This is a genomic window from Belnapia sp., assembly GCF_059504005.1.
This window is the reverse complement of the sequence record NZ_JCACHU010000029.1, coordinates 1-9648: the sequence shown is the minus strand read 5'-3', so window position 1 is coordinate 9648 and position 9648 is coordinate 1. Positions and strand designations below refer to the sequence as shown.

The following is a 9648-nucleotide window of genomic DNA, read 5'->3' as shown; positions in this document are numbered from 1 at the left end:
AGCATCCGACGACGCGTCACCGCAATCCTGACGTTTTCCCTTGCCCTGAAGGGGGCGTCCACAGATGGGCGCATGGCGCCCCACTCTGATCTGGGCTCATGTGAGGCGGACGTACTCCGGGCGTCCGAGCTGGAGCATGCGGTTCAGCACGTCGGCGGCGGCGGCAACCTCGGCTTCCTGACGCCCGTCAGTCTGCGAGCGCAGGCCGTCGCCGATGACGCGCTTCCATCGCAAGATGTCGGCCTCCGCAAGGGCGCGCCAGTTATACCCTGACGCCCGCTGCCAGCCCATGCGGCCGCGCTCGGCAATGGTCTGCAGATGTCGGTCCCGCTGCGTCGGCTCGGTCCTAGCTGTACCGCTTTGTACCGCACTCGATCGGGGTGGAACGATGACGCCGGCCGCCGGATGCCGCGCGGCAACAGCGGCGTAGACGTCATACCGGTCGTAGGCTCCATCCCCGGTGAAGGACGCCACTGGTCCGCCAACCTGGTCGAGCAAAGGCCCGACCCGCGAGCCGTCATCGGTATCCTTGTCGGTCAGCGCCGACGCGACGGTCCGCCCGGTGTCGGCGTCGGTGGCGAGATGGAGCTTGCGCCACCCGCGCCGCATCCTCGTGCCGTGCTTTTCCACGAGCCACTCGCCGGGGCCGCAGAGCTTCAATCCCGTGCTGTCCACCAGCAGGTGCACGGGCTCGCGCCCAGGGCGAGGACGCAGCACGTCTAGCGTCTCGGCCCGGCGGCTTATGGTGCTGTGGTCGGGCACGGCGGGGTCGAGCCCAAGCAGGCCGATGATGGAGGTGATGAGGCCTTCGGTCTGGCGCAGCGCCAGGCGGAACACCGCCCGCAGGGTCAGCGCCGTGGTGATCGCCAGAGCGGAGTAGCGGGGCTGACCACCACGGCCGGTGCGAGGCTCAGCACGCCACGCCGCGATTGCCTCCGCCGTGAACCACACGGTGAGGCTGCCGCGGGCGCGCAGACCAGCCTCGTAGGAGGCCCAGTTCGTCACCCGGTGCCGCTGCTTCGGGATGCGGTGCCGGCGGTCGGCATTAGCCTTGTACGGCATGGTGGGCGCCTCATTAGCCATCGAGGTTAGCCCTCACGGCAGCCTACCCGAGGATGCCCAACCGGGCGACCCATGCACCAAGGTCCCGCCATGGCCGCATCCGCGGTGCAGGAGCGGCTGCGCCAGATCTCCGCCATCTCGATCCCGACCGATGCCGCGGGCTTCGCCGCCTATTTCCGCGCCGATGTCGCGCGCTGGGCCGCGCTCGCCCGCAGCGGCCGCATCCCCCGCATCGAGGGGTAGCGCCCGGCGGCGCCCCCGTCCCGTGGGCCGCCCCCTGCGCGCCTCAACCGAGGGCGGGCGCCGGCGGCCGCGCGGCATCCTGCGGCCGGCCGGCGGCCGCCGGGTGACGGCTGTGCAAGCGCGGGCTGGCGCCGAACAACTTGCGCAGGTCGCCTGCTGCCAGACCTCAAAGGCCTCCGCGCGACTATCGCGCAAACAAGTTGGCAATGCCCATGGCAGCGTGTTGCGAGCCTCCAAGTGTTTGGGCACCTTTTCTCGAGGGACGCGAGCGTCAGCATTCCTTCAAGACGGCGTCTCACGCTCATGCTGAAGCTGCGATGAGAGAGCTTTCAAGATTGCAAGTTCCTCGCGGACTTCCGCTAGAATTTCAACCAACGCAGCATGATCCTCCGCCGCACGCTGTTCATTGTTTCGGGCTAGCATGGCGCTTCCCACCATAAGCGCGGGCAGCGCCACTAACTGGATCGAGTTACTAACGTACAGCAATGTGGTTTGTGCCGCCGGGACCAATAGTGGGACGAGCGAAAGCATCGTGAACGCATAAACACACCAGATGCTGCCAAACACAATGGTTAGCCTTAAAGCAACAGTCTCATTGGACCGTGAGATAATCGACTTAAAGCCATTGGTGAACGAGCCTTCTGACATCGGAATCCCCCTATTTCATAACGCAGTCGCATGCGACGTCGGCCGCAAATAAGCGCCGCCAGCGCCACCCACAAGACAGATTGGGACGCCATGATCCGTCGGCCACGGGAAGCCTAGCACCTAGACTTTGATGCTTTCTCTCGCTGTCATGTGAGGTCCTGCTTGTAGATTTTTCCGTGACGCCGCCGTTGGTTAGCAGTCTTTCCTTGCAGTCCCAGTGTGTCATAGTTTCGTTGCTTGACGCTTGGAGCAGCCGCAGGCTATCCGTCGTTGGTCTTTCCCTCGCTCGACCGGAAGACCCTCTTGGCGGCGCTGCTCCTCCACGCTTGGCTTGGCGTTGTCCTTCTTGTTGCGGCGGCTGCCAGCGCTCTTGCGGACGAGGTCCGCAGGCGCACCGACGAGCCGGAGTATCTCCTGGACGGCTTGCCGGAGCGGACCATCGCCACCGCCCTCCCCAGGAGCGGCGACCTGCTCGGCCACCGCCGCTGGCTGGCGGAGCGAGGCGTCTATTACAACTTCTGGTACCGCGCCGACGTGCTGGCCAACGTCTCTGGCGGGTACCGGCGCGGAGTGGTCAACCAGGGCCTCTTCGAGCCAAGCTTATCCGTCGACTTCAGGCGGCTCGCCGGGCTGACCGGACTGCGCCTCTACACGAACCTGTTCTTGATCCATAACACCGGACGCATGCGGCGCGACTTCATCGGCGGCATCAACACGATCGCCGTCATCGAGGCCGCGCCAACAGTCCGCTTGTCCGAACTCTGGCTGGAGCAGCGGTTGCTTGGTGGCACGGTGCGGCTCAGGGGCGGTCAGCTCGTGGCGGACGCGGACTCTTTCTTTGCTCAAACGGCCGAGATCTTCCTGCAGAGTGACTGGCCCACCATCGCTGCACTCAGCCTGCCGAGCGGTGGCCCTGCCTATCCGCTATCAACCCCGGGCCTCCTCCTCGCCCTGGACCCCGGCCCGGGGGTGACGCTGCAGCTTGGCGTGTTTAACGGGAACCCTGCTGGACCCGGGCCGGGTGACGAGCAGCGGCGGAACCGGGACGGCCTTGCCTTCAGAACACGCGACCCCGCCTTGGTGCTCGCCGAGGCCCAGGTTAGTGCCAACCAGGCGCCCGGAGACACCAGGCTCGCTCGCACACTCAAGCTTGGCGGATGGGCCCACCTGGGCCGGTTTGACCACCAGCGGCTCGCAGAGGATGGCGGGCCGCTCGCCGACCAGGCGGGATCGGGCATACCGCTACGCCTGCGCGGCAGCTGGGGCCTCTACGCTGTGGGCGAGCACCAGCTCTACCGCCTGCGCGGCGGCGATGCCGAGAGCGGCGTCACGGCATTCGGGCGTGCCTCGGTCGCGCCGTCTGACCGCAGCACGATCAGCCTGTACCTCGACGGCGGCATGGTACTCTCGGGTCTCGTTGCGACGCGGCCGCGGGACCGGTTTGGCTTCAGCATGATCTATGCTCGCTTCTCCGATGCGGTGCGCGGCTTCGACCGCAACCGCAACCGCCTGACCAGTAACGGAGCAGTGGTACGCGACTTCGAGCTGAACCTTGAGCTGACCTATGTGGCCGAGGTCCTGGCCGGCTTCAGCCTGCAACCCTTCCTCACCCGCATCTGGCACCCCAGCGGCGACATGCAACGGGACGCGCTGGTCGTTGGCTTCCGCTCCTACCTGCAGTTCTAAGCGCGGCGCTGGCAGCAACGCGAGACTGTATCGGCATGAACAGCACTGCGACCGGGGCCGTGCAGGCGATCTGCAAACACCCTGCCGACCCGCAGCAAATTTGACTAGGTAACGCAAATTATCGTTGGGGGTAAGGCACCATGGTCAATGTCACCGAAGCTGTCGAGGAAGCCAAAGGGAACCGGCGCATCGCGCTGCTGATCGCCGCACTCGCTTTGGCTCTTGCGCTCACGGAGGTTGCCGGAGACGACGCCAAGACAGAGGCACAGCTAAAGAACGTGGAAAGCGCTAACCTGTGGTCGTTCTTTCAAGCGAAAACCGTACGGCAGACGACACTTCGGGGGCTGGCCGATATGCTGCCGCTGGTTTCCCCTCGCCCTGGCCGTGAGGCAGAGGTTGACCGCATGCTGGAGCGTTGGCGGGCCAGCATCGACCGCTGGGAAAGCGAGCCAGAGACCAATGAGGGGCGCCGCGAGCTGATGGTCCGAGCCAAGCGAGCTGAGGCAGAGCGAGACGAAGCCATGCGGCTCGACGGCCGCTTCGATGCGGCCTCCGCCCTTCTGCAAATCGGCATCGTCATGGCCTCCGCCGCCATCATCACCGGCACAGCCATCCTGGTCTGGGCGGGCGCAGCCCTGGGCGGAACCGGAGCGCTGCTGTCACTGGCGACCTTCATCGGATTTTCCTAATGAGAGCTGTGCGCGGATGTGTTTGGACGCGCTGCACTCTGGCTGATTCGCTTGTCCTGCAGGCGACGGAGGTCGGCATGGCGCGGCGTCGGACCGGTCAGGAACACTTCATCGCGCGGCCGGAGCCGCGCTCTGGCGCATCGCTAATGGAGCTAGCGGGGCTCATCGACTGGTCCGAGATCGATCATACCTTGGCTGGTATCTCAGCGGCGACGAAGGGCGAGGCGGCTTGGCCGCCAATGGCCCTGTTCCGAGCCCTGCTGCTGGCACCTGGCACAACCTGTCGGACGTGAGGCTCGCCGAGGCACTGGACGACCGCGCCAGTTTCCGCCGCTTCTGCGGCTTCGCCGTCCACGAGCCGACGCCCGAGCGCACCTCCTTCGTCCGCTTCCAGCGCGAGCTGGTCCGGCGTGGGCTGGACCGAGTGCTTTTCGAAGCCGTCACCCACCAGCCCGAGGCCAAGGGCGTGATGGTGCGCACCGGCACTCTGGTGGACGCAACGCTCATTCCATCCGCCAGCATCAGGCAGGACGAAGAGGCCAAGTGGGCTGGGCACCGCCGGCGCAAGCCGGCGCACGGCTACAAGGCGCACGTGGCGACCGACGAAGGTGCCGGCTTGGTACGCAGTGTCGAGGGCACGACGGCCAACGTGCACGATGCAGCCGAGTTGGCGGCGGTGCTGCCGCCGGAGCCGGGCTACGTCTATGGCGACAGCGCCTTCACCGGCGGGCTGGCGGAGCGGCTGATCAGCGGCCGCGGCGGCCGGCCGCGCACGGTGTGGACCGGCATCTGGGGCCGCGGCCCGGACGCGCTCGCGCGGCTCGAAGCAAACAACGCGGCGGTCCGGCGGGTCCGCTGCCGCATCGAGAAGGTGTTCGGCAGCTGGAAGCGCAGCTATGGCCTACGGCGGATGCGCTGGCTCGGGCTTGCCAAGGCAGGTCTGCAGGTGCGGCTTGCTGCCATAGTCTACAATCTCCGGCGCACCGTTACCCTGCTGCACGCGGCGGCAGCCTGACATAGGACGAGTCTGTCCGCACCGCCCCTTAGCCTTCCAAGGCAGGCCAAAACCAACGCCCATCACGGTGCCCAAGGCGCCCCAAAGCCCACACCGCGAAGATCTGCGCCCTCTCTGTGCACCTGCGCTCTGCATCCTGCTAAGGCCCAAGCACCCGGCGCGGCTTCTTCCGGGCATCGCAGATCACCACGCCGCCCAGGCAAAAGGCGTCATACCGGCGCGGCTTGCGCTTGCGCAGATCGAAGGCCCAGCCGCCCGAGGCTCCGGCCGTGCGGCATGGCTGAAAGGCCCACCCGCCTGACAGCCGGTAGGTGATACACTCGACCACGCGCGGCGGTGCGGGCGGAAGCGCCCTCAACCGCGCCACGCAAGCCTCCATCGCCGCGAGCCACGCCCGGTTATCGCCGCCGAACACGTACCGGGGGAATTCTTGCCGCACTGGCTTGCCCTGAACCTCAACCATCGCCCACCAACCCCACAGCCGCGCCAAGAGGTACAAACATGCTGCTAGGCTGTGCCTTAACCAAGCAGGGGAAGGGGCACCATGGCCGAAACAGGGCGACTACCGTGGCAGCGGCGCGTCATGCTGGCTGCGGCACTGGCAGCATGGCCGGCAATGGGCCGCGCCAAGTATGCGGACGGAACACCGGACGTGGACGACCTGCCTTATGTCGAGCTGCCGCCCTTGAAGCCGGACCACCAACTTGACGAGGCGGACTTGCCGCCCGTTTCCCTGCCGCTGTTCGACCTTTTCACTGCCCTGCATAGCTGGGGGAGGGGGCGGCTGGTGCAGCCGACCCCCGCCACCGTGCTGGCCTTCCCGGCGCTCTCGCAGGGGTTCAGCCAGCTTGACCGGTGGCAATACTCCCTGGCCCAATGCTTCTCCCTCTACCTCAACGCCACCTACGGCCAGCACCAGGCAGACGGGCCGCGCATCGTGGAGGCCGTGGCTGTGCTGGCGCAGCATACGCGCGAACTGGTGGAGCGGGCCGACGAACTGACGCCGGGATGGCGGCCGGCTTCTTTGGACTTCGCCTTGCTCGATCGGCGGGCCGAGTATGCCGGCGAGACCTTCCGCTATGACGGCTTGGAGCTGGAGGCCATCGACGTATTGCAGTGGGGGCGAAGCTGGAAGGTGCTGCAAAGCCTTGGCTTCATCCTGTTTCATTTCTCCAAGGAAGCGGATGCGATAGCGGATGACATGGCAGCAATCACCCGCTGAGCCAGAGGAGGATTAGCCATGCGGCAGAGCGACCCTCTCGGCATTCCGCGCTTTCTGCGGTCTCCGGTGCCCAACCTGCCCCGGCCGCGCGTGCTGGATACCGTCGCTCCGGCGCTGCGCTTGCAGATGGGGCACGTTGAGTGGCTGTCTCTTCGCTTAGACCTGAATGACCTACGATGGGCGGCGCGCTACCGCTGCGCCGCCGCGTGGGATGGCGATTTTGGGAACATGGTGAAGTGGGAGCTTGAGGCGCACGACCTCGAGCAATACCTGATGGCGCAGCTTGTGGCCGGTAGCGTGGATGAGGCAACCGCGCGCGCCTGGCTGCGAGCATAGCGGCACCGGGCCGAGACCGAGGCGCTACGCAATTACGAGGGAGGCTAGGGTATGTGGAGCGAGAAGGACGCGAGGCGGGCCAAGCTGCGGGCACCGCCTGACTGGCCGATCTACACGGCGTTGCGGCAGCTGCACATGCTGGCCTGCATCAATGCCGCCTTTTACCGGCGGAGCGATCCCGACGAGGCGAGCGCCTGGCAGGCCCGCGCCGAACGCACGGCCGAGCGCATCCGCAGCCTAGACCCCTTCCGAACGGTGCCGGTGCCGATCCGCGAGTTTGACCTAGAGCGCAACGAGGCTCACGGCCGGACGCTGGCGCGTCAGGGTCTAGCTTGGTGGAACGATGGCGAGGAGCCGATAGCGGAGGACTAGCGTGCAGAAGCCCCGTAGCCGCGCCAGGACGCACGCAAGGAGCCTCAAGCCACTCGGCCGCCCCAGATAGCCCTTCGCCTTTTCTGAGGCCAAAAAACCGTCTTCCTGAATGCTTTTGGCCGGTGCCGTCCATTCGCCCACTAAGCTCGAGTTTGGCCATTTAGGCAGCGTGACAGAGGGCGTAAGCGATGCCCTCGCGGAGGGCTGGCGGGAGTTTCGTAGTGTCGAGGGCGTGGCGGGACAGCGCAAAACCCTGCTCACTCCAGATCTACCGCCGTACGGCGGCAAGGCTGTCAGCAAAGGTCGGTCGCTGCTTGTGGTATCAGGCGCTGGTTGAGACCCGGAGCTGTGACCTTCCCCCCTGCCTGGGATCCAGCCTGGATGAGAGAGTTGGCCTCCCTGGAAGGAGGCCGGGATGGCGAGGAAGCGTCACACGGCGGAGCAGATCATCGGTCTGCTGCAGCAGGCTGAGGTGGAACTGGCGCAGCGCAGAACGGTGGGAGAACTTCGGTCGGCGAGCCGCCCGGCAATGAAGAGTGCAGCCAAGTAGAGAACATCTATTGTTCGCTATTCACCCAGGGTTGTTCAACGTATGCGTGACGTCGCCCGACCCGGAATGCCTTAATGCGGCAGCGGGCGGGCCAGACCGCCCGGTGGAGGAAACAGCAACATGGCGCTTAAAACCGGGACGCAGCAGGCGGATCTCCTGCTCGGCACAGCAGCGAACGATGTCTTCGTTGGACTGAATGGCAACGACACCATCTTGGGCCGCTTGGGCGACGACAGCATCCTTGCCGGGGCAGGCGACGACAGCATCTTCGGCGACAACTCCTTTGACTATCCTCTGCCGGACCCCAATGGCAACGTACAGCAAAGCGGGCCTATCTGGGCTGGCCCCAATAACCCGTCGCCCGGCAACAACCTGATTTTCGCGGGCGCCGGGAATGACGTGGTAATCGCGGGCTACGGCTCGAATACGGTGTGCGGCGGCGCGGGCAACGACACCATCTTGGGGTGGGGTTCGGTACCGGTGAAGGTGCCGCAGTCCCTGGAGGGCAGGACCAGCTACCTGTTCGGCGGCAGCGGCAACGACAGCATCGAGGGAGGCTCGGCCAGCGATGTCCTCAACGGCGGCGCGGGCGCCGACATCCTGCTGGGCTTTGGCGGCGCGGATACCCTGACCGGCGGCTCGGGGCGTGACATCTTCAAGTTCGGCCGCGTCGAGTTCACCCCTGATACCGGCGTCGGCCCCGGCAACCGCGACATCATCACCGACTTCCACCACCGTCAGGACGTGATTGACCTGACCAGCTACCGCAACATCTTCCCCCCGCCGGAGGGCCAGCCTGGCCCCATCTTCCTTGGCACCGGCAGCTTCGAGGCCACCTTTGCCCTGCAGGTTCGCTACGACATCGTGGACGGCAACACGGTGGTGCAAATCAACGCGCCATTCGGCTTCTCCACTGACAATCCAGCGCCGACGGTGCCGACCAGGCCCAGCCAGGAAATCGAGCTGAGCGGTATCCACCACCTGACGGCCAGCGACTTCATCCTGCCGCCCGGCTTCGGCGACTACGTGCTGTAAGGCTGACACTGGGCCAGATGAGGACGCTACGGGACCACCGACTTGGTCAAGCGGCGGACCGACCTGGGATCCGTCGTCGACATCCCTGTCGGTCAGCGCCGAGGCGACGATGTGGCTCGTGGCCGTTGGTGACCTGGCGCTGGATCACGGCAGGGCGGAGGTCGCGCTCGCAGGCGTTGTTCGTTGCGGCGACTTGGCCAGGCCAGTCCACGAAGGTGGGAAGCTGGTCGCGCGCTCGTCGCAGCTTCGCTTGCAACGCCCGCGTCAGCTCGCAGCCGCTGGGGGCTGCGAGGATCGGGTCCAGCCTGCGCTCGAGCGCGCGCCGCTTGGCGGCCAGGGTGGAGGCGGCCAAGCCTGCGGCGGCGTCGGCCAGAGCAAAGGCTGAGCCCAGCCAGAGCTTGAGCCGGAACGGCACGGGGTCGTCGCTGGCCTCTACTACATACGCCACGTCGCGCGCCAGGTGCGCCAGGCAGATCTGCTGGGCCAAGCCGTGGCCCTGTTGCGCCGCGTAGCGGTCCGAGAGCCATACCGCAGGGCGGTGCCCGTCCATCATGTCACGCACGACAGAGGCGGCGCGCGTCGGCGCGGCCTGGTGCACCACGGCATCCTGGCAGCGGAATACCCAGTGGTAGCCGCTGCAGCCCTCGATCCGCACGCCGGTCTCGTCAGACCCGACCACCTCGGCACGGCGCAGCGCCGCAACGGCCGCCTCTCGCCCAGGCTGGAACCGGCCTTGTGTCAGGCGACATGGAATCTCCCTCCCTTGGCGACATGAAATCGCCCCCCCTCT

General features: G+C 66.4%; 11 protein-coding genes and 2 pseudogenes. 9 read left to right on the top strand and 4 right to left on the bottom strand.

Annotated elements, in window-relative coordinates:
* Positions 1-96: 96 nt before the first annotated feature.
* Complete coding sequence (locus tag AC5JJ1_RS05045; protein WP_495784024.1) at positions 97-1062, bottom strand: IS5 family transposase; 966 nt, start codon at positions 1060-1062, stop codon at positions 97-99.
* 90 nt (positions 1063-1152) lie between these two features.
* Between AC5JJ1_RS05045 and AC5JJ1_RS05040 the strand changes: the two genes are divergently transcribed.
* Positions 1153-1305, top strand: coding sequence for a hypothetical protein (locus AC5JJ1_RS05040; RefSeq protein WP_495784023.1), 153 nt, complete (start codon positions 1153-1155; stop codon positions 1303-1305).
* Positions 1306-1632: 327 nt separating this feature from the next.
* Here the strand turns inward: AC5JJ1_RS05040 and AC5JJ1_RS05035 are convergent.
* Positions 1633-1953, bottom strand: a pseudogene (locus AC5JJ1_RS05035) (hypothetical protein); the annotation flags it as partial.
* A gap of 303 nt (positions 1954-2256) precedes the next feature.
* On the opposite strand from AC5JJ1_RS05035, the gene AC5JJ1_RS05030 reads away from it, so the two are divergent.
* From AC5JJ1_RS05030 to AC5JJ1_RS05020, 3 genes are all read left to right on the top strand, one after another.
* Positions 2257-3639 carry a carbohydrate porin gene (locus AC5JJ1_RS05030; RefSeq protein ID WP_495784022.1) on the top strand — a complete coding sequence of 461 codons (1383 nt, stop codon included), beginning with the start codon at positions 2257-2259 and terminating at the stop codon, positions 3637-3639.
* Positions 3640-3779: 140 nt separating this feature from the next.
* Entirely contained in the window at positions 3780-4328 is a 549-nt protein-coding gene (locus AC5JJ1_RS05025; RefSeq protein WP_495784021.1) for a DUF4337 domain-containing protein, read from the top strand.
* A gap of 289 nt (positions 4329-4617) precedes the next feature.
* The gene (locus tag AC5JJ1_RS05020; protein ID WP_495784020.1) at positions 4618-5343 is read left to right on the top strand and encodes an IS5 family transposase; all 726 of its coding nucleotides are present in this window, start codon (positions 4618-4620) and stop codon (positions 5341-5343) included.
* Between the two features lie 139 nt (positions 5344-5482).
* Here AC5JJ1_RS05020 and AC5JJ1_RS05015 read toward each other — a convergent pair whose 3' ends face one another.
* Entirely contained in the window at positions 5483-5806 is a 324-nt protein-coding gene (locus AC5JJ1_RS05015) for a hypothetical protein (protein WP_495784019.1), read from the bottom strand.
* An 81-nt stretch (positions 5807-5887) separates the two neighbouring features.
* Between AC5JJ1_RS05015 and AC5JJ1_RS05010 the strand changes: the two genes are divergently transcribed.
* The 5 genes from AC5JJ1_RS05010 to AC5JJ1_RS04990 all read left to right on the top strand — a co-directional run bounded on the left by AC5JJ1_RS05010 (position 5888) and on the right by AC5JJ1_RS04990 (position 8858).
* Positions 5888-6565, top strand: a complete 678-nt coding sequence (locus tag AC5JJ1_RS05010; RefSeq protein ID WP_495784018.1) for a hypothetical protein — start codon at positions 5888-5890, stop codon at positions 6563-6565.
* An 18-nt stretch (positions 6566-6583) separates the two neighbouring features.
* Positions 6584-6901: a hypothetical protein gene (locus AC5JJ1_RS05005; protein ID WP_495784017.1), complete on the top strand. Its 318-nt coding sequence runs from the start codon at positions 6584-6586 to the stop codon at positions 6899-6901.
* A gap of 51 nt (positions 6902-6952) precedes the next feature.
* Positions 6953-7273: a hypothetical protein gene (locus AC5JJ1_RS05000; protein WP_495784016.1), complete on the top strand. Its 321-nt coding sequence runs from the start codon at positions 6953-6955 to the stop codon at positions 7271-7273.
* A 415-nt stretch (positions 7274-7688) separates the two neighbouring features.
* The gene (locus AC5JJ1_RS04995) at positions 7689-7823 is read left to right on the top strand and encodes a hypothetical protein (RefSeq protein WP_495784015.1); all 135 of its coding nucleotides are present in this window, start codon (positions 7689-7691) and stop codon (positions 7821-7823) included.
* A 120-nt stretch (positions 7824-7943) separates the two neighbouring features.
* Positions 7944-8858 (top strand): calcium-binding protein, encoded by a 915-nt coding sequence (locus AC5JJ1_RS04990; protein WP_495784014.1) that lies wholly within the window; start codon positions 7944-7946, stop codon positions 8856-8858.
* Positions 8859-8976: 118 nt separating this feature from the next.
* Here AC5JJ1_RS04990 and AC5JJ1_RS04985 read toward each other — a convergent pair.
* Positions 8977-9648, bottom strand: a pseudogene (locus AC5JJ1_RS04985) (IS66 family transposase); the annotation flags it as partial.

Bases quoted from the DNA above. Each gene is read 5' to 3' on its own strand.
- AC5JJ1_RS05045 (WP_495784024.1), bottom strand. From the start codon at position 1,062: ATGCCGTACAAGGCTAATGCCGACCGCCGGCACCGCATCCCGAAGCAG.
- AC5JJ1_RS05040 (WP_495784023.1), top strand. From the start codon at position 1,153: ATGGCCGCATCCGCGGTGCAGGAGCGGCTGCGCCAGATCTCCGCCATC.
- AC5JJ1_RS05025 (WP_495784021.1), top strand. From the start codon at position 3,780: ATGGTCAATGTCACCGAAGCTGTCGAGGAAGCCAAAGGGAACCGGCGC.
- AC5JJ1_RS05015 (WP_495784019.1), bottom strand. From the start codon at position 5,806: ATGGTTGAGGTTCAGGGCAAGCCAGTGCGGCAAGAATTCCCCCGGTAC.
- AC5JJ1_RS05010 (WP_495784018.1), top strand. From the start codon at position 5,888: ATGGCCGAAACAGGGCGACTACCGTGGCAGCGGCGCGTCATGCTGGCT.
- AC5JJ1_RS05005 (WP_495784017.1), top strand. From the start codon at position 6,584: ATGCGGCAGAGCGACCCTCTCGGCATTCCGCGCTTTCTGCGGTCTCCG.
- AC5JJ1_RS05000 (WP_495784016.1), top strand. From the start codon at position 6,953: ATGTGGAGCGAGAAGGACGCGAGGCGGGCCAAGCTGCGGGCACCGCCT.
- AC5JJ1_RS04995 (WP_495784015.1), top strand. From the start codon at position 7,689: ATGGCGAGGAAGCGTCACACGGCGGAGCAGATCATCGGTCTGCTGCAG.
- AC5JJ1_RS04990 (WP_495784014.1), top strand. From the start codon at position 7,944: ATGGCGCTTAAAACCGGGACGCAGCAGGCGGATCTCCTGCTCGGCACA.